This is a genomic window from Halorubrum halodurans (assembly GCF_002252985.1).
GTDB classification, from domain to species: domain Archaea; phylum Halobacteriota; class Halobacteria; order Halobacteriales; family Haloferacaceae; genus Halorubrum; species Halorubrum halodurans.
In genome coordinates, this window is the sequence record NZ_NHPJ01000081.1 from 1 (window position 1) to 22,742 (window position 22,742).

Genomic DNA, 22,742 nt, shown 5'->3' on the forward strand with positions numbered 1-22,742 from the left:
CCCGCCCCGCACCACACTGCGACCCACTCCCCGCCCCTACCCCAGTCCCCGCATCACTCCCACACCCATCACTCCCTGCAGCACCGAACACGCACCGCCACCCGCCCGACCCGACCGCAACAACACCAGCAGCAACCAACACATCACGGTAATTCCGCACCGTCTGCCGCGACACACCACTCGTATCCGCAATCCCAGCAACCGTCACCCGCGACGCACCGCCCTCACCCCCGGCACTCAACGCTAACACACCGGACAGAACCCGGCCAGCCGACGCTGGTAACCGCGGGAACACCCACTCCACACCAACCTGCTCAACCGCATACCGAACATCACGCATCACCACTTCCCGACCCGGAGACCGGTCCGCACTCCCCAACCACCGTAACGCCCGCGCCGCACCGAACGGTGACTGCAACACACCGTACAACACATCCACGCACTCACTCGTCACCCGGAAATCCTTCCACCGCAGCACACGCGCTGCAGCCACCGCAACATCCGACCGCTCCACCCCATCCTGAACCGTGATCGGGACGTTGAACTCCGGCGCATCCGCATGCAACTCGAACGACTCGAACGCATCCCGTAACGGGTCAACTAACCGGTGCCCTGACCCGCCGCGAACCACAACCCCGCCAAGCAACTCACCAACCGGATCCGCAGCATCAACCTGCGCCGTGAACGCTAACTCGCGCTTCTCCTCTCGATCCTCGTACAACTGCCGGTACGCCGCAAACGACTCGTACACCGACTGAATCGCCACGGAATGCGCGATCGACTCCGCAATATCATCCAACCGGGAAGCTGACCCGACCGTCCCCGGCACGTGCACATCCCTGAGGACATCGTACCCAGCCGCATCCAGCACGTGCACAACCGACCCGTACAACCCGTGCGCATCCTGCAGCAACTCCGACAAGAACTCATCCCGCGACTCACAGTCACCGTACTCACCGTGCTTCAACTGCCGTGACCGGTCAGCAATACTCTCACCCCACTCCACGAACGCATCCCGAACCGACTCCGGCCCCGACACCGTATCAATCGACACGCACCCGACCTGCCGCGCTAACCGTAACACAGCAACCGGCACCTCATCCAACAACTCGTCAACCACATCATCCGTCAACGCAGCATCAATCACTAACGGGGACGCTAACGCAACCGCAGCACCCACCGTGTACGACAGCGGACTCGATGCATTCACCGACACCGCGACCTCACACTCACCCGGAAGCACACTCACCTGCTGCGTATGCCGATCAAGCCCGTGATCGTGCGCCGTATCAAGCACCGATACACGCCCATCACCGCCTGCAGCACCGGCGATCGCAGCGTGCTTCCACCGCGGCATGTACACAGTCCGGTACGGCCCGCGGTCACACTCCTCGACAGGCGGCTCGGCCGGCGCTGCGAGGCTGTCTGCCGTAGCGGTGCTGTCTGCGGTGCGGTCATTATTGTCCGCGGTGCGGTCCTTGCTGACTTCTTGACCGAGCGCAGCGTCAGCGTGTACACGTCTCTGTATCTGGGATTTTGGGGGTTCGTTAACGCTGGTTTGCAGCGTGGTTTGCTGGCCGTGGACGGCATCGAGTTCGCTGAGTACAGTCCGTGCAGCTGGGCGTGTTTCGGCTTTTTTCGTTTTCGATGCTCTGTACGTGTCGACGAGTCCGAGGTCGGAGAGTTCTGAGAGGCACTGTCTGACGCGGGAGTCCGAGTGCTGTGTTACTGTGTATAACTGGTTGTACGTCACGGTGCCGCCGGGTTCGTTGTGGATCCGGCGGAGTACTGCGACGGGTAGTCCGTCCGGGTCGAGGGTAGCGAGCGCAGTGTCGATACTCGGTTCGCCACGCCGGGTATCCGGCCAGTTGTTAACAGCGGTGAGGTCGTCGCGGTGCTGGTCGCGGAGCCACGCTCGCGTGACGCGGCCTGTGACGAGCCGGACATCGAGCCCGTGACTTAACGTGCTGAGGAGTCGGAACACGTCGCTGCGTTGGTCGCGCGGCATGCTGCGGATCGTGTCGTGGTTGACGGTGACGGTGATGACTGGCGGTGCGTCGCGGATCCGGGCGGTGTATCGGAATATGTTCGCGGTGGCGAGCACGTCGTTTGTCGTGGTGTGACCGGAGCCGAGTCGCCGGATTTCTGTGAGGAGTTCCCAGGCGTCGGTTTCGTGGCCTCGGCAGAGGTTCGTGATGAGACTCCGGTATGATGCGGTGAGTGGCGTGTCGGTGATTCCGAGTCGGTCGAGCCGGTCGTGGAGTTCGTCGTATGTTGCGTCGCGGCCGAGTGCTTGGACTGCGTTGATGAACACGTCTTGCATGCCGGGGTTGTTGAGGAGTGCTTGCCATACGTCGGTGACTGGCTGGTCACCGCGGATTTCGACGGTTGGTGTGACGGGTGGTTGTTGTGTGATGGTGAGCCCGGCATCGGTGTGTACTGGGAGTTCTTCGATCGCGCCGGTTTCTCCGTCGCTGTCCGGGTTGGTGCCGGTCGTGACTGCGGGGTGTGTGGTGTGTGTTGGGTGGTTCGGGTCTGGGAGTTCCGTGTCGTGTTCAGTCGTATTCTCGGTCCGGGTTGCGATGAGTTCGTGTTGCCCGATGGTTCCTGCGATGCGTTCGGCTTCGGTTTCGAACGCGTCTGCGAACACGGGTTTCGTATCGACGAGATCGCTGTACCGGTTACGCCGTGTTTCGAGGCTGTGTTCGACGAGTGCGTCGAATACGTCGGCGTCGACGGGTGTGTCGCTGGTTTTCTTGTCGTGGTCGCGGTATGTCCCGGTGGTTTTGTACTCGTGTAACTGCCCGGCGTTGTCTGCGAGGATTTGTGCGCGGAGTTCAGCTGCGGTGTCCGGGTCGTCTGCGGTGGCGAGCGACCGGTGTTTTTCTGTGCGTCGTGTTGTTCCGCAGCTGGGGCACGTGGTCGTGTCGTGCCGGTTGAGGTGCTGGACGATCCAGTGCGTTTCGCAGTGCTTGCACGCGGTGACGTGGTACGTCATACTGTTTCACCTCGCGTGACGCGGTGTGTTCGTGCCGGGTGCGGTGCTGGGCGGTGTGTCGTGCGTGTCGTGCCCGTCGGTCGTGGCGACGGGTATCCCTGTCGCGGCATGGGTTGTACTGTGTCTTGTGGTGGTGACTACCGGTCACGGCGTTCACGTGCATCACGCTGTAACCGGTGTGTCTCCGGTTACTGTGATGGTTAGTGGTACTGACCGGTAAACCCCCCGGGTGGTGGTTCTACACGTCACCCGGGGTTCCGTGGTAGGTGTTCAATACAGTATTCGGCTCGGGCACGGATAAAACTTCGGCGTTTCACACGGAATCCGGTGTGAAAGCACACGGTGGTGTTACAGTCTCCGTGCAGTACTGCTCGGTCACTGGCCGCGTTACAGAAAGTCAAGGAGAAAGCCCACAACTTCAGTCGTGGGTGGATGTCAATTACTGCCCGGCGGTGTCTTCGAGGTACGTGTTGTACTGCCGGCGGTACAGTGCCTGCTTGGACAGCAGTAATTCGTTCAACAGTTCCTGCACGCGTCCTTCGTCCCACCCCGTGATGTCCGTGATTTTGTCTGGTTGCCCGGCTCCGGTCGCATCGATGTGTTCTGCGATCGCCATGATGACGGCTTCACGGCTGGTTGCGTCAGTCCGTGCGGCGTACTTGTTGGCTTTCGGGAGCCACGGCAAGGGTTCGAACTCGTCTTCGACAGTCGAGATGTACGTGTCTGGTGCGGTGTTCAACGGGATGCCTGTCCGGTCCTCGTGACTGTCGGTATCGGTGATGACGGTGTGGTGCGTGTTGATGTGCGGGGGGTCGTGGATTACGTCGTGCGGGAGTACGCCGAGTTCCGTGTTATCGTTCGCGTCGTGCAACGCGACGATCGTGTGGTCTTGCAGTTCGATGCCGACGACGCTGTCCGGGTCGTTGACGATGATCCGTGGTCCGGACATGTCGTGGAGTCCGAGTTGCTGATCGACGCTGGTCATGCGTTTGGATGCGTGTTGCGGTGTATTGATATAATCCTACGGGAAACGGTTCGTTCACGCCCCCGGGGTTTACCGGTCCGTGCGGTGTATATTGACGTACCCATACCTATGCGTCTCGGGATTATCGCGTACGGCCGGGCCGGGTGCCGCATCGCAGCTGCGTTCAAACGCCGTGAGAAACGGTCGATGACGCACCTGTCCGAGTTCATTATGCTCGCGGATACTGCGTCGCAGCAACTCATCGACGTGGACGTGATCGATGATGACTGGAAGGCCGTGTACGGCGAACCACGGTTCGCCGGGACCGGGACAGCCGGGAAACTCGGTCCTGGTGTTGAGGCAGCGAAAGCAACGACGCAGAATATCGAATCGGTCCTGCAGTACTCCGGGACGAACCGGTCGAATATTGATGCGTTCCTCGTGATCGGGAGTCTCGGCGGTGGGACCGGCGGGTCCGGTGCACCAGTCGCTGCGAAGTACCTGACCGGGATCACCGGGTCTACGCCAGTGTACGGTGTCGGTGTCCTGCCAGCGCCGTGCGAACCTGATATTTACACGGTGAATGCTGCTCGGTCGATCCAGTCATTCGCAGCTGCGACGGACACGGTACTCTTGTTCGATAACAAGACTCTCGGTGTAGCGGAACCTGACTCGCATCCCGACGTTCCCGATGACATCCCGGCTAGTGACGTGTTCGGCCCGGTGAATAAGACGATCGCTGAACTCATCCACACGGTCTTCGCAGCTGATACGCGTACCACCGGGAGTGAGTTACCGGGCGCGGTCGCTGACCAGGACGACATCACGTCGGTGCTTGGAACCGGCGGGTTATCGACGGTGAGTTTCGTTGAGAAGTCGTTACCTCGACCCGCTCGCCCCGGGGTGGTTGGCCGCGCTGCACGGTTCCTCAACACGCTTACCTCGGGGGTGCGTGCCGGGTCGGTCAGGGACTGGCCGCACCCGACGGACCTCGTCGAGTACGTGGCGTCCACGGACGCGTCGATGCTTCCACCGGTCACACCGGACGATGCTGCCCGGACGTTAACGTTACTGACTGGGCCTCGGGATCACTTGCATGCGAGTCACGTGACGGACACGGCTGACTGGGCGGTCGAGGCGTTCGAGAATGAGTTAACGGTCGTGAAAGCTGATCCGCGTCGACGAGCGAAGGCTGTGAGTCTGTTGACGGTGTGTAGCGGGATCGGTATCCCACCGCGCGTTGAAGACCTGTTGAGTGATGCGGAACACGTCGCGCGAGAAGTACAACAACAGCAACAGCAGCAGTCCCGGGAGCGGGATCCGAAGTCAGTCAACGTGTTCGACGATGACTCGACGCGCATCCCACCAGCGTTCTAAAAAGGCTGTGCACGGTACACGGGCACGCCGCGTTACACGACCGGTGGTTCGCGTCGCACCGCCTGGTTGCTGGTGCTGGTTACCGTGTCTGGTCGCTGTGACCGTGGTTCTCGTCTGGGTGGTCCGGGCGGCCGGCGACACCCCAGTCGTCCTTGTGGTTCACGGGCGGGTGCGTGTACGGATCGATCCGGCCGTACTCTCTGTTCTTCCGTGGTTGGACTTCGTGCATTGAGACGCGTTCAACCGATTCGGAATAATCGGGTCTCAACAACCAGTGCAAGTGCAGGTAGTCAGGCATGTCAGGTGTGGAGTGCCCGAGTCGTCGTGGTTCGGTCCAGCCTTTCTCGTCGCTGCCTTCGATCTGGTACGCACCGTCGCGTTGGAACCACACGTACATTTCGTTCCCTGACTCGTCGCCTGGTCCTGGTGTGAAGTGCAGTGCGTAGTTCGCCATGCGTGTCACCTGCGTGTTGTACTGGTGAGACGGGATGGACACCCCCGGGATTTGAACCCGGAGCTTGCCGCTTGCGAAGCGGCTGCTCTACCGTTGAGCTAGGGGCCCGTGCGTGCCGGATCCGTCTCGGTACGGATCGTGAGTGCGGTGGACGGATTCGAACCGTCTTTTCCTCGGCAGGGACGCGTTCTCGCGTGTGCCACGTCACTGGCGGGGTTCCGAGTTTACCTACACCGCAGTGACCGGGGGCGACCCGGTACACGTCGACGTACACGGCCGGGATGGTTAAACGCTCGTGAATATCTTGCACCTGCCTTCCCCCCCAGTGTTCCACAGGACGTGCTTTGCCACCGGACCACCGCGCCCCTGGCGTGTTACTCGAACCGGTTGTCACGCGGTTCAAGATCATTCAATTCCATGTACCGGTCACGCTCACCCGGTGGGGTGAATTCGTGGAATATTACGCGGCGGAACATCGTCAGCGCTGCTTCGAAATCACGGAACAAATCATCGAACGGGACGTTCACACGGTCATTATGCACGACAGCGTTCCTCGTATCGACGTAAAAATACGCGTTACTTCCTGGTCTTGACTCATCGAAGGCCGTTGAGAACGCTGCGAGGTCATCAACCGGGACACCGAGCTCATCTGCGAGATTCGAAATCACTGCATCAGTATCACTCAACACGTCCTCGTCGAATGCAGCGTACCGCCGGGCGAGTGTTTCGATCCCGGACGCGATTGACGCGGTCCGTGCATTCACCGTTCGTTCTTGGAGTAACGCATCGAAATACCACGACAAGCACTCTCGGTACTTGTACGCATCAACACGGTCGACGAACCGGTCGTACCCGTGATCGAGGAATATGAACGGGTCGTTTGCCCGTGCGATATTCGCCCCGGTGAATGCTGATCCGATGTCTGACCGCCACGTCCCGTACCATTTCTCGAATTCCCAGGGTGGCGTGTCGCCGTCGACACCGATTATAGTCGCTCGAATCGGGGCTGGCAGGGTGCCTTGCGTGAATCCGAGGAGCCATGCAACCGGTTCGAGTGTACTGGCTGCGTGACTGACTTGCCGGTCTGGTGGGCCGTTGACTTCCTGCGCGATTGTTAGTGTGCCGGTGCGGAGCGGCCGGTGCCATTCTTTAATTTCTTCGATGCGGTCTTCTGTGTCTCGGTACTCACCGGCGTGGATTTCGAACGTGTCGCGTTCGAGGAGTGGTGTGGTGTCACGCCGCGGGAGATACGCGGTCGGCGGGTTGAAGTTCACCATATCGAACCGGATTATGACGGTGTTTCCAACGATTGCGTCGCCGTCCGGTGCGGTTGTTGCTGTGAGTGTTCCGGCTCGGAACCCGAGTTCAGCATCCGTTTCGTCTCCGATGGTGTCCGGGACGTGCGGTGTGATGTACGCGTCCGTGATGTCGACGCGGGCACCGGTGTCTTCGTCGATCCCGGTTACGTCGTGCATCTCCGTGTCTGTTCCGTCTGCACGGTGCTGTAGGAATAATTCCATGCCGCGCGCGTCGCCGGTTGTGTCCGTGACTGCACCGGTGATGTTCCCATCTTCTGTCAGGGTGACACGGACCGTGTTGAGGTAGTCGTGCCCGGTAATGTTGATTGTCCGGTCGTCGATCGCGTCGGTGAACATTGCAACGTATCTACGTGCAAGTGTGTGTTACTGTATCGTAAATCATGGTACTTGACGATGACTGGTCACGTCACCGGGTTAATCCGGGCTGTGAATTCACTGACTGTACTGGAGATGGTGTCGAGATCAGCAAGCCCGGTGCACAGAAGCTTCCCGCTGGAAAACACGAGGATGACAGCGTCCGATTCCTGATCACGGTAGATCAGTGCTGGGAATTGCTCTGGTTCGTATTCAACGCGTTCAAGACCGAGTTCTAACGCGAGCGCTTCAAGCGAGATGTTCGTGTTCACGGTGGTCGTAACGACGATGTTACTGACTTGCGACTCAGGCGTGAAGTCGAATTCGAGTAAGTCCCGCATCACCGTGTTCACACGACTGACAACATCTTCGAACTGGGCAACGGAATCAACACCAGTGATCGATGCTTTCCCGGACCGGTAGAACGCGACGTACGTGTCGTCCGGAGCGAAATTCGTTTGCAGCCAGTGGTTCTCTGCGGGTTTATACGTCGCGTCCGTGATTTCCGACCGGGTTTCGAACGTGTCTCGCAGCGCAGCGAGATCTAGCTCCTGCCGGTATGATACCCACCCGATGACGTTCACGATCTCCAACGCCCCATCACCTGTGAACCCGGTTTCACTCATGATTCAGTATTCCACCCTTCAAGTATAAACAACCCGTGAATCAACGGGTTAGAAATCGTCTAATGTACTGGCACCACCACTGCTTGCTGGAGTTTCAGTGAAGTACTCCGCGGACCAGTCAGTTGCAGCATCAAGATCACGCAGCATAACCTCTGACTCGAATTCGCCTGCTAGGCGTTGATTCGTCATGACTTCCCGCATCTCTGCAAGTTCCTCTGCAGAAATATCAACACCGACAGCATCAAGCACAGCTTTGTTCAACTGGTGTTCTGCGTCCGGTTCACCCTCAAGTAACGCGTCCGTTGCCTCACGAATCGCATCGCACCCGTCCTCGGTGAATGTTCGAATGTCAGGGACAGGGATGCTTTTCGTTTCATACGTCATTAGCTGCAGCACACCGTTCCCTTCGACGCGCCCCCAGCATTCGACAGCAGCAGCGTACAGGCTGGAGTTCATCACACCCGTCACGACTTTCGAATCGAACTCGGGTTTCACTGCGACGTTCTGTACCGCGTCTGTTGTGAGCGCTTCAGCGCGGTTCACGACAGTGAACAATCTCCACTTGAAGAACCGTGGATGGAACAGTTCCGGGGCGGTCTGTTCACCGAGATCAAACCAAACGGGTCGTGACGCGCACGTACTCCCGGAGTGATGGTCGTCAGCTTCGCCTTCCTGGATGTACTGCAACAACCCGGTGTACCCATCGCGTTTCAACGCGTCCTTCACGTCGTCTTCTAAGTCGGTGTCTTCGAACGCGGTGGTTTCTTGCTTGACTTCTTCAACGTAGTCATGGACATCGATAATGTACTGCGTGGCGTCATTCTTGTCGAACACTTCTGAATCCATGCCTTTGATGCTTTTCACAACCGGGCTGAGGAACCGGTCTTCGATCCCGCGGTTGTGAGCTTCATCCTGGTCAAGTAGGAACCACCGGTTCGCACCGGTTTTCTGCCCGTACGACACGTCGACGAATTCACTAACCGGAACGAAATCATCGCGTTCAATCAAGTTAATTAACTGCAGTGGTGCGTTCAGGTAGTACCCGATTTTCTTCGGGCCGGTGTCTTCAAGGTAGGATTGCCGGACACCGACCGACCGGTAGTTCGGTCGGGTGCGGACATCCATCGGTTCTTCATCCAGCGTCATGCCGTACGTCACGGTATCGTACAGGTCAACCGGTTCCATTTCATCCTGCACGCGGATGAATCGCGTTACTGTGTCGCGTCGTGCTTCTTCGTCTTCACACCGTTCGATGAGGAGTAGACAAGTGTCGACGAACGCGTCTTCGAACGCGCGTTCTGCGAACACGACGACTGCGTGGATACGGTAGTGATCGAACAGGAATTGTTGGAAATCTATGCCGTACCGGACACTCATCCATTTCGGTGGGATGACGAACCCGAGCCGCCCACCGTCTCTGAGGAACTGTGTGGCGTGCGTGGCGAAGTACACGTACGCGTCGCTTTTCTTACTGAGTTTCTTCGATCCGTCAAGGTACGTTGATTGGTTTTCCGCCCCGAATCGTGACAGGTGCGCTCGGAACGCGTCTTTGTCCGGGATGTCACGGTTACGAATGTACGGTGGGTTTCCGACGACACCGTCGAAGTACCCGATTTCACCGGTGTCCCGATCGTCTAGCCGGACGGATTCAAGCATCGTGGAGTCCGGGTCAATATCGAAGAACGAGGAGTGATACGCGTGTAACGTATCGATTTCTTCTTCGATGTTTTGACTGGCTAAGTTCAGCGCGGTGAGGTGCAGCGGGAATTTGTTGATGTCGATCGCGGTGATGCAGTCAAGGATGTCTTGATGCGTGGCGTCCGGGTACTCTCGTTTGATTTCCGTGTACACCTCGACTGGGAATGTCCCGCTGCCGGATGCCGGGTCAAGGATGTCAGGGTACGTGTTTTCGACTTGGGCGTCCAGCACCCATTTCGATACGGCTTCTGCGATTGTTGGCGGGGTGTAGTACTGCCCGAGTTTCTTCCGTTCGCTTGCCGGGATGAGTTCTTCGAACACGTCCCCGAGCAGGTCTTCGTCGATCCCGGAGATTTCGCGTTCTTCAATGTTCTCTGCAAGTGACTGGATGTTCTTCAGTGTCTTCTTGTTGTGTGGGAATTGTTCGAATAAGTCGCTGTTGCTGAAGATTGGTTTGTAGTCGATTTTCTCGATGATTTCTTCGAATCGCCGGCGGATGTGTTCATCGAGGAAATCGAGGCTTGAGACACCGACGAGTGACTGGAGTTTGTTCCCGTCGCTCGGTTCGATCGGTTCCGGGGTTTGTTCTCGGACGACTTCGTAGAACAGGATTTTGTTTGTTAACAGGTACGCGTATTGCTTCGCTGCGGTTTCGAGTTGCGCGTCCGTGTCGAGTCCGGTGAAGTCGTTTTCTCTGACCCAGTCGTTGAACAGGTTGATGAATTTCTCGTTGCTTTCGTATTTCTGCTCAGCGAGTTCCTTGTACGCCGGCCAGATCGTTGAGTGGAATGTTCGGAGTAACCCGACGACTTGTTCTTTCTTTTCCTGGTCGGGGAGTGTGCCGTGTTGGTATAGGTGATCGATCCCGGAGAGGAGCTGCGGGATGAACCCGTCGAGGTCGTCGTCGGAGAGGTTGATCGGGCGGAGATTCGCGTAGTTGTACGGGACATCGCTGAGTTCGATTTCTCCGTTGTAATTGAATAGGTAAAAGTCGTTAGAGTTACACGTGGCGAAGAAATCAGCGTCAATATCGCGTGTATAGTCACGCGCTTGTTTGATCACATCTTTATCGTACGGTGAAATATCATCTCGCTTAACCTCGATGACAAGACTGCCAGTGAGGTTACTATCGAGGTGAATATCGGCTCGCCGGCCTTCGACATCTTTCTCGATACTTACTTCAGAAAACTTCGTGTCGTTGTTTTCGACATACCGGTAGAGGGCCGAGTAAAGCAGACTATGAAATTTTTGTTCCTTTGGCGTCGTAGTCATACTCCGGTTTACTAATTATATGGATATAAAATCCGGGGGAACACGTCCCTCGTCCCTCGGTCTTCAAAACCACAGGTACCGTACCAATCACGTCCCGATCACACACCCACGGCTGAATATTTCAGTCACTACTACAGTCGTTTTCTGGGAGTCTGGTGAGGTAATCCGTGAGTTCTAACCCATTGAGTTCCGCAACGAACTCTCCTCGAACTGATTCATCGATGAACGCAGATTCAATATCGAGGTGTGGAGTCATAAGCCCGGTATGCGTATCGATCCACGCGAATACAACAATCGCACATCGCAAGTATCCGAACAGCCGTTCCTGTAGATCTCCGGCAATCTCACCGGTCTGGTCCCCGTGCGCCCACTGATTCCGATAGTGGTACGCGTCGGCTATGTCCGTCAAGATCTGGTCTGGAGAAACAGCACTACTCGTTGCTTGCCCGATTGTGAATGCAGCGTACCGTGCGACATCACGAGATGATGTCTCTTCTTCCGTGTTCTGCATGTATAGTGCTTCAAGTCCGAATAATATACGTCCGATGCTGCTTTGCGGTAACTCGGACCGGATGATTGCCTCACCGTAGTGGTGCAAAGCAAGGTTGATCGGTGATGTGAAGAGCTCCCGGATGAAGTACGGGCTTGATTGCCGTAGTGTTGTTGACCCGTCGCAATACGGGCGTAACAATTCGAGTAACTCGCTGATTTCCGCGGTGTGCTCTGGTTTAATTTCTGCGAGAGAAGCGTCAACAACGCCGGGTGCCGGGAATGTGTTCATCCGCATGTGGAATGACCGTTTCACACTGTACGCGTTTTTCACAGCGATCCACGATTGACTGAATAGGCTGAGAGTCACGGCGAGGAACTCGGCAGCGACAGGCGGTGCGTCGCTGAACGCGTGATTCGTCGACATATCGATTTCTGCAGCTGCTGTCCAACTCTTCACATTCTTCCCGCGTTTGGTTTCCGGAGCAGTGTTCGATACTCGTTTTTCTCCGAGTAGTAACCCGTCGTCTAACTCGCGGAGTCGATGCGTATCCGTGATTTCGACAGGACCGCGTTCAACTATGACACCGCCGAGCGCGAGGCGGAGTGTGTACTGGTGTTGCTCGTTAATATCACCAGTAAGGATCTGGACGCACTCGTCGACAACATCTCGCAGCAACTCACCATCAGTCACTGTTACGTGTAACTCCTGTACGTTCTCATCCCCAGTCTCGGTTTCCTCGACGGTCACGGCACCGAGTTCTCGGAACGCGTGCTGTAGTAAATTGGTTAAGTACGGTGTGCTTGGTTCGAAGTCGTGCGTCTCTGCTAAATACGTGAGTAACGCGGTGCCGGCGTCCGTATCAGCAAACGCATCGTGTGTTTGAATCACACTACTGTACTGTATTGACTCGGTTTCGTTCACCTCGACAACCTGTCCGGTCCCGATGTACTGCCGGATGCGATCCGTGGTGACGAGTTCACCGTTGAGCTCGGTGCTACTTGTCAGGATGTATTCCCGGAGTAGATCTCGGAGTTTGTCTGTGTTGTTGTCTGCTACATCACTGAAATCAAACGGGTTCATCGCGCGTTCATCCTCGTGTGTGGGGCTGGGGGCTTGATAAACATACAGTCCGGTTGTGGCGTGGAAATACGGCTGCGGCGGTACTTCCGTTTTCTCAGGGACGTGTACAATCGTCTCGTGATGTGTCTGTGTTCCTATTGAAACGAAGGGGTGGAGCGTGTGACAGTACTACGACCCCTTCACGCGCCTGTACACGCTGCTCCCTCTTAATCATGGCACTCGTACGTGCCGTCCGTATACTGACCCTCGCCGTGTTGGATACGGACGTATGACTGTGCTGTCCGCCGCGGACTGGTTATCCGTGCGTTCGCAGTATGCTTGTAATCTCGCCGGGATCCCGTGTCGGTTCGACCCACTCATCACCCGTGTCAGTGTCGAGGTACACTTGCAGGGAATGCGATCCGTCTAACAGGTAGACAGCTGCAATCCGGTCCGGGTGTGCTTCATTTTGGAAGGTAACGAGCAGCCAGTCGTTCGTATCATCTTGCGATAATTCGACTGTTGCATCGGAGACACTCCACGGTGATGGGACAGTAAGTTCATCGAGGAGTTTGCCGCGGGTCTGCTCTGCTGTGGAACGATCCACATCGGTGAGGTGTGACAGGTACGTTCTGAATCCCGTCATGAGTGTCTCCAGTGATTGTGTCTATCGTAGTAATGCTTTCCACTACTGACTCAGATTCACCACACGTGACCGAGCGAGTAAATGAGTAAATGAGTAAGTGAGTGAGTTTCCCGGTCCGTCACGTTGTAGCGTCGTGTTCCTGTTCTCCGTGCTCCGGGTCCGTATCGATCTCGAACCGAGCGCCACCATTAGTGCTTCTGGTGACTGTCACACCCCACCCGTGTGCGTCGACAATTCGCTGCACTGTTACGAGCCCTAACCCTGACCCGTTCTCGTTCGTCGTGTACCCGGACTCGAATACACGGTCACGATCCTCGACTGGGATCCCGGGGCCATCGTCCGCAACGTAAAACCCGGTTTTAGAATCCGTATCTAACACACCGACCGTCACTGTCACGTCTTCGCCACCGTGTTCAACGGCGTTCCGGAACAGGTTCTCAAATAATTGCCGGAGTCGGGACTCGTCACTAATCACTGTGTAGTCGGTCGTTCGCGGTGTGACGGTGAGTTCTGCACTGCTTGGTGTATCGACCATCTCCCACGCAGCTTCGGCAGTATCTCCGACCGGGATACGTGTTGTTTCCTCGATTGCCTGCCCGGCCTGCGCGAGATGCAGCATATCGGTAATGAGGGTTTCCATACGGTTATGCGCGGTTTCGATGTGTTTTAACGCATCTGACTGACAGTCTTCCTTCGCTAGTTCGAGGTACCCGTTCGCCACATTCAACGGATTCCGGAGATCGTGTGAGACGATACTAGCGAATTCTTCAAGCCGGTCGTTCTGCTGTTCAAGTTCCTCACGTTGTTCTTGGAGTTCTGTCTCTCGTTCAATACGATCCAGGACGTTTTCTGTGATGGATGCGAGGATACGAGCGGTCGTGACATCAACATCATCGAACGCCCCGGGTTCTCTCGATCCGATATTCAGGACACCGTGTGATCCGAGTGGGATGATGATCTCGCTTTGAATCACTGTATCCGGGTTGTACCGGTCCGGGTGTTCGTGCACAGTATTGTAGATCTGGACTTCACCGTCAGTGAACGCGTTCCAGGAGAGACTGTTCCCCGGTGTGTACGTTGGGTGCGTGTCGAATGTGTCGGTCGCGTCGGTCGTGGCTGCGGCAGGTTCGAGCGTGTTCCGTGATGCGTTGTAGAGCCAGGCTCCAGTAAGAGACGCGTTTAATTCGGTTTCTATGAACTGTACGCAGTGTTCGCACACGGTTTCCTTCTGAGATGCTGTGATGAGTGTCGTCGTTGTTTCTTGTAGTGCTTTGAAACGAGTTAACCGGCGGTGACTCTCAGTGTTGTAGGTCCCGGCGACGAATCCGGCGAGCGCTCCGCCGGAGATTGCAGTGGCGAGTTGGTACCCGGCGTCGTGCGGTATGTCCCCGGCAAGGTACTGGTGTGTCGTGATTGTCCCGATAAGCCCGCCGATTGCGATCCCGCCGAGCACTGTCCATTTCAGTATTTGTGTGCCGTATTGTGCTGGGTAGTGTTGCTGTTTCGTCCAGTACCCGGCGTATATGATGAGTAAGGCGATGGTGAGTGGGATCCCGGCTCCGATCAGCATCGCTACTGGTGGTTTATCGTGTGTGAAAATATGTGCCGTGTGTGTGAGTGCGAGGACGGCACCGAGACTTGCGATACCGATGCTTGAGAGAGGGCGAGGGACTGTCATTTGACGGGTGTTGTAGGGGGAGTTGAATGACGTGTGAGTTGGTCCGTGCAGTATGATGTATTACTGATTGTGGTTTTATATCTTCGGAGTTCGTTGACAAGTACCTCATAACTCGCTGGCGTTGGACTCCGCGACCCCGGCACACTTATATGTTACAACCGCATACAACCGCATACGAACCACGCCATGCCTGTTGACCTTCGACGACACGATCCGGACGACACGATTAACATTCGCCCCGGAACGAACAAAGCCGCGATCATCAAACTCCTGTACCGCGACACGAACCTCGCGTACACACCAGCAGAAATCCGTAGTGAGCTTGACCTGCCGCGCGGCACCACGTCGACGACGCTGACCCGACTGCACGACGACGGGCTGATCGGGAAAACCAGCGACGGCCTGTACCACGGCCTTGACCACCGAGGGGACGTGCGGCGGTTCGCCAGGAGTCTCGTGCAACTCGACGACATGGCAGCCCGGTACCCGGACCCGGGACTCGACCCGGACGACGTGGAGCAAACCGGGGCAGGCGCACAGAGAGAACTTCCGCACGATCGCGGCGGTGACGGCGAGGACGGTTCGGGTGAGGAACCAGCCCCCAGCGACTGGGTGCGTAACACGACTCCCTCGACCTCGGATAGTGACGCGGCCGGTGATGACCGTGCCGGAGCCGGAGACGGTGACGGGGACGGGGAGTAGCACCGTGACGTTCTCTGCTGGGGTTCTCACATGACGTATTATTACCCGCAAGGCAGTCTCGTGTTCGCAGCGGATCCGACCGGTGCGCACAGCAACCCGCGGCCCGTGATCGTGATTTCCGACGTGGACCGGCCGTACGTCGAACAGGAAGCCACAGTCGTGTGCCTGACCACGCAGTCTGACTACTCGTACGAGGTCACTGAACTGCCGAGTGACGTGCTGGACGGTGTGGAGCTGCGGAAAACGAGTTACGTGATGCCGTGGGCGATATACACGATCCCGCTGTCGTCGATCCGGGATAATCTCCCGTCCGGAACGCTGACGACTGAGGGGCTGCGGCTCGTGGCTGATGTGATTGACGGGATGGTTCGCCCGTAACACGACGCGGTCGCTTGGTCTGAGTCGGTGACCACTCTCAAACCGGTGTGTCTGGAGTACTACTTATGATCGTGTTCGAAGTGGTACTTCGGGTAGAACACGTCGCGGTCCTTGTCGATCCATTGCCGGAGTTCTAAATCAGTGATGAACCGGACGCCGTGTTTCTCGATGTATGACGGTGTGAAATTCGAAATAACAAGCATCTGCGTGTCGTACTCACTCCATATATCTGGGATCTCTCCGTACGGTTCTTGACCAGAGTGGTGGAACCGGTCACCGGGTTCTAGGGATTGCCAGTCACTGACTTTCTCAGGGTACGGTATCCCGTCGTTGAAAATCTCGTCATCGTATTCTTCGTCGATGTTTTGAATCCCGTTCTGCGACTGGAGTTCGAGTTCCGGGAGAAAGAATTTCACTTCACCATAGTACACTACCTCATCCCGCACGAACAACACATCGATTTCACGGTCGTTCGGTCCGGGAAGCGTGCAGCTGTGATATGATTCGATGTCATTACCCCGCAGGTACTCGTGGACTTTCTGTTCAAACTCTGGTGCTCGTTCCTCTCCGTTAATCCGGTCAATCAACCGTCGCTCCGGATCAGGTGATCGGTTGTGGAGTAAGGGGAATAATTGGAATTGCAGGATGAATGCGAGTTGATCCGGGTATAACACGCGGGTGATGGTGCGTTCTCGTGTCGGCCGGCCGGGTTGGAGCTGTATTTCTTCTGTCCCAGTGATTTTGAAGAATAACGGGTGAGCGTCGGTGTTGTCCGGGCTCATCAGGATCTTGTCTTTGACGATCGGCCACTCGTCACCGAACACGTCTTCACCGCATTCGTCGAAGGTGTGTTCACGCATCGCTGCGGATCGTAGATCGTGTTCTCCACCCGCTCTTAGTTGACGGCGGACACGTGGTTCTTCTTCGATGCGGTCGAAGAGAGCGCGTATATCGAAGATAGTGACGGTACTGGGGAAGTTAGTTGAGAATATCTTCTGTGCGTCTGGGTCGAGTGAGGTTGCGAAACCGAGGCTGGTAATGAGATCGAACCAAAAGTCACCGAAATCGTATGGAGTGTCGATGCCGTCTTGGTCTGGCCGGTCGAATTTCCGTATGGCTTCTCGGGTTTCGAGGAAGTCTTCGCGGATGTCTCCCCACCCACCGATTGTACTCTGCATACACCTCTGCATGCAGAACCAGTACTCGGATTTCAGGAAGGCGTAGTTTCCGAGGAATGATGTCCAGTCTCCGTGTCTTGGCGTGATTTCTACCGGGACACGGAATTCCTGCTTCACTTGGTCTAATGTACCGATGAGTGTGATGCCTTTGTTCAGCACGTCAGTGACGCGGTCTTCGAGTTCATCACGTTCACCAGGGTCGTGTTCTATTTGGTTTGAGGAGAGATCGTCTTCTTTGTAGAGGCGTTGGATTAGTAGTGCTGGGTAGACGAAGGCGGTGTAGTCGAGGCGGTTTTCTTGGGTGAAGTTGAATGCTGCGTGGTTTGCTTGCCGGACGAGCTCTCCGATAATCTGCGGGGCAGTGAATGCATCGAGTAACGTGAGGATGTTCGTCGCGTTTAACACGTTGTCTTTGAGGGTATGGGCTTTGGTGCGGATTTCATCGCGGTCTGCGACTGGGTGCCCGCAGCCTTCTGGACAGTAGAGGTATTCTCCGTCCGGGTCGTATACGAGCGGGGTTTTGCATTCAGGGCACGGCATTCAACCAGTCTCACCTCGTGTATGATGGTGTCGCTGCGCCTGTGACGTGTTCTGAAGTTCAGCGTAGTTTTGTGGTATCCGCCCGGTGCGATTCCTCATCGATTTCACGGTAAGTTGTTACGGGGCAAATACGTTGCGCTGCGGAGTTAGTTCTCTAGATGACTAGCGGGGTGCTGATTTGTATAGCGGGATGTGGTTTACTTGCTCCGTGTTCGCCGTGTTTCACATCGATACTCGGTGTGCGAGGGGCGTGGATCCGTGTTTGTACGGCGTTAACCCCAGGGGTTCGAGGTCTTTTCTACGTGTTTCCAGGCGTGGATACGCGGTGTCGTGGCGGTGTGAGGGACTGAACCCGGTCTTTGACCGGTGAAGGAGTATCTCGACTCTGCGGTGCTGGGCTGCTGTCGCCGTGCGGGGCTGCGTCGGTGAATGTGACATTCCATTAGTAGACTCCAACATTCAAGACCCCTGCGGACGTGGCCGTATATAAATCAGGACTCGACTCATGACTGACTCAATAGATTCCAACATTCACGGCACGACCGGCACGGATCCTGGTGATGAACACTCCGACACCTCGAACAACTCCGAACACTCGAATCACTCCAGTCCCTCTGAAAACTCTAGTCTCTCCGAACACTCCACTCCCTCACAACACTCTAAACACTCTGAACCCTCAGAACCCTCTAAAGACTCTAAGGGCTCTGGTGACTCCAATCACTCTAATTCCTCAGAACACTCCGGGTCCACGGACCGGAACGAGTCACGAGCCGCGGCGTGGCTCACCCCGGACCAAGTCGAAGCGATGCGGACCGCGTGCTACGACCGGTTCGCACAGTACCTGCAGGCTCGGAATGACGCGATCCTCACTCTAATGTACGACACCGGGCTGCGCGTCGGTGAGCTCGTTGCGCTCAATGAAGCGATGCTGCGCAGCAACGGTGAGAACCTGTACTTACCACAACACATCCAGAAAGACTACCCGAACGACAACACACCATCACCAGTCACCGTCGAACTCGCCGCGGATACAACACGGACGCTCCGGTCGTACCTGTCCGGACGGTGGAAGGATACTGAGGCGTTGTTCCCGTCGCGGAAGGCTGACCGGATGACCACGCAGGGAGTCAGGTACGTCGTGTCGGATGCAGCGGAAGCAGCTGGTGTTGAACCGTTCCTGATTGACGGATCGAAAGGTGAGCCGGGGGATGTGACACCGCACACGTTGCGGCATTCCGTGGCGTACCGGATGCTGCACGTCGAAGACGGGAACACGTTGTATGATGTCCGGAACCGGTTACGTCACGCGTCGATCGTGACGACGGAACAAGTCTACGATCACTTCAGAACCGTGTAGTGTCTCGACGCGTTCGTGTTGTGTTACGCTTTGTGAACGTTGTCACGTCACTTACCCCGCGGTGTGTTGTTCACCGATGATCGACGGGAATGTGAATGTAATGACTGCCAACACTACAAGCACCATTATGAGCACCGGCACGGTAAGGATAACGAACCATGTAGGGTAAGTGAAGATCGTGGTTGTTGCAGTGACGAACACGACTCCGATCAACACGGGTGTTATTGTGGGTGGTCTTCGGGCGTCACGGTCTGTGAACCACGAATACAGTTCAAGACCCATCGGTGCGACCGCAGCTACAACCATTATACCGAGGAACAGGCTTGTTGGACCGTATACGATGTCGTGCCCGACGAGGAACAGGAATACTGGGAGAGAGACGTAGTAACTAACGTACGCGGCCTTCATCATCGTTACTTCCCGGATTTTGAGTGGTAGGAACTGTTGTTGGAGTTGTGTGACGTTCATACATGGTACTGTACGCTCCACGGACCGGTAAACCCTCGTGAATGTCACGCGGTCAGAAACGTTTTCACACGAGACTCACTGTGAAACGCTTCTGACTGGTACTCGCCCGACCCGGAAATATATAAACCGGACCGGAGAACACCCGGGTGTATGCCACGCAGTCCTGACACTGCGAGACTTGACCAGTCAGCGACACGACCGGTGGAAATCACCCGGCACATCGAAACTGAAGTTCTCGATACGACTCCGCACCCACCAATCGACGTTGACCTTACCGACTGTAAACCAACGACTCGATACGTGCTGACCGACGACGCGGTCCCCGACGAGTATACCGGTCCGCGTGAATTCACCGCGTATCTGCACTGCCCGCCACGGAACCCGGGAGATAAGACGAGTTACTTCACCTGGCCCGCCACGACCGGGCCGGGGAATGCGACGACACCGGACGGTGACGCGGTGCACGCCGTCGAATTCTACGGCACCGTTCCCGAGTTACGGTGGACGTTCCGGTACACCGATATTAAATCGATTCTCGACTCGACACCAGGCCCTGACCCTGACTTCAATCCGGGACCCCCGGATGACCGTGACGACTTACACGGCACCACCACTGCGACGCGGTCACTGCCGGGGCCGGCGGAGACACGCACCACAACCACGTCGTCCGCGTCGAGTCCCCGGTCCACCGGGTCGACGAGCGGCGAGGAACCGTCACCGGCTCACCGCGGAGCGACCGGTGAGCTCGCTGTGAAGTACCTTACAGCGTTCGAATCGTCTGTGAGGCGGTTTATGTCGATGGTTGAACGGGAAGAGAGTGACGTGTGGGGTGAGCCGGTAACGGTCACGGACTGGGGAATAACGTACACGGGAGACCCTGACCGTGTGAGTAAACGCGTTGCGTGGAACGCGTGCGGCGTGTCGTCACCGGACCCGTACGAGTCTCGTGGCGGTATGATACCGGATCCGCCGCAGCACGTGGAACAGTACGTGGACGTGTTGATCGAGTCGGTCCAGGTTCCTGAAACGGTTCCGGTGGTGACTCGTCCTCTCTTCACCGTCCCGGACTCGGTGGCTCGGTAACGTTCGGTGCGGCGGGGTGCGGCGTGTTACTTGTACAAGGGTTGCGTGCCGGTGACGGTGCCGATCGCGTCGCTGGCTGCGGGACCGATCGCGGCTGCGGTCCGGGTCCCGGCGTTGATTTCAGTTCGCCCGGCATCGTCAACGGTCGCGGTTGGGAGTCCTTGCTTGTCAGCGGTTCCGACGAGATCGTTGAGCTCCGTTACGTCACTACATCCAAGCACAATCTTCGCTGCGAGCCCGGTTTCCCATTCATTCCGGATGTCCGGCCCGGTGTTGTTTGCTGCCCAGAGTGAGGCGTGTGCGGCTTGTACAGCTGCTTTCCCTGCAGTCAAGTCGAGATCTGTTCTGATGATTGCTTGTTTTAATCCACGTCGTCGTCGCCGGTGTCGGTGTTCGTGTTGGTGTGTCGCGGCATTGGTTTTCACGTGGGTTCTGGTGTCGGCGTCGACGGGTACGTGTTCCCGGTTGGCTGGGCGAGTCGGTGCTGGTCGCGGTGCGTGGGTTGCCATGCGGTTAATTCCTGTTGCTCGTGGTGCTCGTCGATTCCTCGGCGGAGTGCAGCGCTGACTCCGGTTGGGATTTCGGCGCGGGCGGCCGGATCGCGTGGTAATGGTCGGTCGTCGGTGTCGTCCGTGAGTGACCCGCCGTCGTGACAGTCTCCGCCGGGTGGGCAGTACTGCCAGTCTACGCGTGGGAGTTCACCCCAGAACCACGTGGCTTTCCGGTACGGTGTGCCGTACTGGCAGTACGTGATGCGGGCGTCTGGCGGGCCGAGTGCGTGCTGGAGTCGACTGGCTTCCGGGTTCTCGATGACGTAGTACTCCGGGTTGAGACCGTGGATGAGTCCGACGCAGTGCATTGCTGTGACGAACGCGTCACGGGCAGCGTCCGTGACGGGGTCACCGTCGTCGTTGAAGGGTTGTTTCCATGCGGCAGCTTTCGAGAATTCGGTGCATGGTGGGGATGCGAGGATTACGTCCGGGTCGTTCGGGAGTCGGTCGTCGCTCGCATCGAGATCCCGGATGTCCGCGCAGATGTCGGGGTTGTGGTCCGGGTTAATGTCTACCGTGACGACGTTCCAGTCCGGGTGGTCGTGGAATGCGCTGCTGAAGCCACCACGACCGGCGAATAAGTCGATACAGGTTTTCGATACCATACAGTGCGCGTCACCTCTTACTCTGTATTAATGCCGTGCGTCGGGTTAAACGCCAGTAATCATTCCGCACACGCAGTGTGGTGTGTATCGCAGTTAGACACACTCCGGGTTACAACACGTACTCGGCCTGGTAGGGCGCGCCGGGCAAGACGCCCGCGGCGACGGCACCTCGTACCCGGGACCGGTCTTATGTAATTCGGAATTCGGGAATACCGGCACTGGGTTACATAATGCCGGGTTAGAATGAGTTCAGCGTCGTTTTCCCGTGCCCCGCGGTTCGTGTCGGGCGCGTCAATCCTGTCACCAGGGTAGGTCAGGTCGCGCCGGCTGCGGATGCCGGTGACGGCATCGATGCCGTGTCCTGGTGTGGTGTCACTCATTTCTCGTCACTGTCCTTTGTGAACACCATATCCGGGGTGTAATCCCATTCAGTCACCTCAACACCAGGTAATCCTTCGAGGAGTTCCCGGACCGCATCCGCTGTTGCTGTCCCGTCAATCTCTGCAGTGATTCGGTATTTCATCGGCTCTCACCGTCTATGGAGATACAGTGACTCGGGGCAATCCCAGCCCGACAGTCCGGACACACACTCCCGTGCTCGTCCTTGATGCGTGCGTGTGCTGCGATCGCGCCGGGAGTGTCCGGGACGAACACGGTGTATTCCGGGTATGAGTCGCCGCACTTCCCGCATTCCCGAGTCATCGTTCCTCACCGTCCTCGACGACGTACTCTAACAGCACTACATCCGGGATCTCAACGCGTTGCTTCGTCGCGTCGATGTATGCCTGCTCGTTGTCAGTGAAGTCCGTGTACGGATTCCCGCCGGGTACGTGCTCCCACACGATATGCCGGTCAAGACCCAGTGACGATACCTCACGGGCAGTGACACCGCATTCGCTGCATCTGTAAATCGTGTGCGTGTCTTCACTCATACTCGGTGTT

At 57.1% G+C, this 22,742-nt stretch carries 19 protein-coding genes, 1 tRNA gene and 1 pseudogene; 5 read left to right on the forward strand and 16 right to left on the reverse strand.

Annotated features, from left to right (window positions below; translation table 11 throughout):
- Together DJ70_RS07920 and DJ70_RS07930 are read right to left on the reverse strand one after the other, a co-directional pair.
- Positions 1–2,998, reverse strand: a 2,998-nt coding sequence (locus DJ70_RS07920) for a DUF5817 domain-containing protein (protein ID WP_143420962.1), incomplete at its 3' end; no start/stop codon positions are given.
- A 439-nt stretch (positions 2,999–3,437) separates the two neighbouring features.
- Positions 3,438–3,983: a hypothetical protein gene (locus tag DJ70_RS07930; protein ID WP_094531740.1), complete on the reverse strand. Its 546-nt coding sequence runs from the start codon at positions 3,981–3,983 to the stop codon at positions 3,438–3,440.
- A gap of 108 nt (positions 3,984–4,091) precedes the next feature.
- On the opposite strand from DJ70_RS07930, the gene DJ70_RS07935 reads away from it, so the two are divergent.
- Positions 4,092–5,339 carry a hypothetical protein gene (locus DJ70_RS07935; protein ID WP_094531742.1) on the forward strand — a complete coding sequence of 416 codons (1,248 nt, stop codon included), beginning with the start codon at positions 4,092–4,094 and terminating at the stop codon, positions 5,337–5,339.
- A 79-nt stretch (positions 5,340–5,418) separates the two neighbouring features.
- Here the strand turns inward: DJ70_RS07935 and DJ70_RS17340 are convergent, their stop codons facing one another.
- The 8 genes from DJ70_RS17340 to DJ70_RS07965 all read right to left on the reverse strand — a co-directional run bounded on the left by DJ70_RS17340 (position 5,419) and on the right by DJ70_RS07965 (position 14,938).
- On the reverse strand, positions 5,419–5,568 hold the full coding sequence (locus DJ70_RS17340) for a hypothetical protein (protein WP_179234002.1): 150 nt from the start codon (positions 5,566–5,568) through the stop codon (positions 5,419–5,421).
- A gap of 260 nt (positions 5,569–5,828) precedes the next feature.
- Positions 5,829–5,901: transfer RNA gene (locus DJ70_RS07940), tRNA-Ala, on the reverse strand.
- A gap of 266 nt (positions 5,902–6,167) precedes the next feature.
- Positions 6,168–7,448 carry a hypothetical protein gene (locus DJ70_RS07945; RefSeq protein ID WP_094531744.1) on the reverse strand — a complete coding sequence of 427 codons (1,281 nt, stop codon included), beginning with the start codon at positions 7,446–7,448 and terminating at the stop codon, positions 6,168–6,170.
- Between the two features lie 65 nt (positions 7,449–7,513).
- Positions 7,514–8,092 (reverse strand): transcription factor, encoded by a 579-nt coding sequence (locus DJ70_RS07950; RefSeq protein ID WP_094531746.1) that lies wholly within the window; start codon positions 8,090–8,092, stop codon positions 7,514–7,516.
- A gap of 48 nt (positions 8,093–8,140) precedes the next feature.
- The gene (locus tag DJ70_RS07955) at positions 8,141–11,062 is read right to left on the reverse strand and encodes an N-6 DNA methylase (protein WP_094531749.1); all 2,922 of its coding nucleotides are present in this window, start codon (positions 11,060–11,062) and stop codon (positions 8,141–8,143) included.
- A 121-nt stretch (positions 11,063–11,183) separates the two neighbouring features.
- Positions 11,184–12,635, reverse strand: coding sequence for a hypothetical protein (locus DJ70_RS16770; RefSeq protein WP_143420964.1), 1,452 nt, complete (start codon positions 12,633–12,635; stop codon positions 11,184–11,186).
- 295 nt (positions 12,636–12,930) lie between these two features.
- Positions 12,931–13,260 (reverse strand): hypothetical protein, encoded by a 330-nt coding sequence (locus DJ70_RS07960; protein WP_094531751.1) that lies wholly within the window; start codon positions 13,258–13,260, stop codon positions 12,931–12,933.
- Positions 13,261–13,378: 118 nt separating this feature from the next.
- Positions 13,379–14,938 carry an ATP-binding protein gene (locus DJ70_RS07965; RefSeq protein WP_094531753.1) on the reverse strand — a complete coding sequence of 520 codons (1,560 nt, stop codon included), beginning with the start codon at positions 14,936–14,938 and terminating at the stop codon, positions 13,379–13,381.
- A gap of 186 nt (positions 14,939–15,124) precedes the next feature.
- Here DJ70_RS07965 and DJ70_RS07970 point away from each other — a divergent pair, with 186 nt between their 5' ends.
- Positions 15,125–15,640, forward strand: a complete 516-nt coding sequence (locus DJ70_RS07970; RefSeq protein WP_179234003.1) for a MarR family transcriptional regulator — start codon at positions 15,125–15,127, stop codon at positions 15,638–15,640.
- A gap of 30 nt (positions 15,641–15,670) precedes the next feature.
- A complete protein-coding gene (locus DJ70_RS07975) occupies positions 15,671–16,018 on the forward strand; it encodes a type II toxin-antitoxin system PemK/MazF family toxin (RefSeq protein WP_094531755.1) in 348 nt (115 codons plus the stop codon).
- Between the two features lie 59 nt (positions 16,019–16,077).
- On the opposite strand, the gene DJ70_RS07980 is transcribed toward DJ70_RS07975, so the two are convergent.
- Positions 16,078–17,736, reverse strand: a complete 1,659-nt coding sequence (locus DJ70_RS07980) for a hypothetical protein (protein ID WP_143420965.1) — start codon at positions 17,734–17,736, stop codon at positions 16,078–16,080.
- Between the two features lie 766 nt (positions 17,737–18,502).
- Here DJ70_RS07980 and DJ70_RS17780 point away from each other — a divergent pair.
- Positions 18,503–19,093, forward strand: a pseudogene (locus DJ70_RS17780) (tyrosine-type recombinase/integrase); the annotation flags it as partial.
- A gap of 51 nt (positions 19,094–19,144) precedes the next feature.
- Here DJ70_RS17780 and DJ70_RS07990 read toward each other — a convergent pair.
- Positions 19,145–19,561 (reverse strand): hypothetical protein, encoded by a 417-nt coding sequence (locus DJ70_RS07990; protein ID WP_094531761.1) that lies wholly within the window; start codon positions 19,559–19,561, stop codon positions 19,145–19,147.
- Positions 19,562–19,711: 150 nt separating this feature from the next.
- On the opposite strand from DJ70_RS07990, the gene DJ70_RS16775 reads away from it, so the two are divergent.
- Positions 19,712–20,644, forward strand: coding sequence for a hypothetical protein (locus tag DJ70_RS16775; RefSeq protein ID WP_143420966.1), 933 nt, complete (start codon positions 19,712–19,714; stop codon positions 20,642–20,644).
- A 26-nt stretch (positions 20,645–20,670) separates the two neighbouring features.
- On the opposite strand, the gene pth2 is transcribed toward DJ70_RS16775, so the two are convergent.
- From pth2 to DJ70_RS16780, 4 genes are all read right to left on the reverse strand, one after another.
- On the reverse strand, positions 20,671–21,069 hold the full coding sequence (pth2, locus tag DJ70_RS08000; protein ID WP_179234004.1) for an aminoacyl-tRNA hydrolase: 399 nt from the start codon (positions 21,067–21,069) through the stop codon (positions 20,671–20,673).
- A complete protein-coding gene (locus DJ70_RS08005) occupies positions 21,066–21,800 on the reverse strand; it encodes a DNA cytosine methyltransferase (protein ID WP_094531767.1) in 735 nt (244 codons plus the stop codon). Before DJ70_RS08005 ends, pth2 begins: the two co-directional genes overlap by 4 nt.
- A gap of 376 nt (positions 21,801–22,176) precedes the next feature.
- On the reverse strand, positions 22,177–22,323 hold the full coding sequence (locus DJ70_RS17345; RefSeq protein WP_179234005.1) for a hypothetical protein: 147 nt from the start codon (positions 22,321–22,323) through the stop codon (positions 22,177–22,179).
- A gap of 175 nt (positions 22,324–22,498) precedes the next feature.
- Entirely contained in the window at positions 22,499–22,732 is a 234-nt protein-coding gene (locus tag DJ70_RS16780) for a hypothetical protein (protein ID WP_143420967.1), read from the reverse strand.
- Positions 22,733–22,742: the final 10 nt, after the last annotated feature.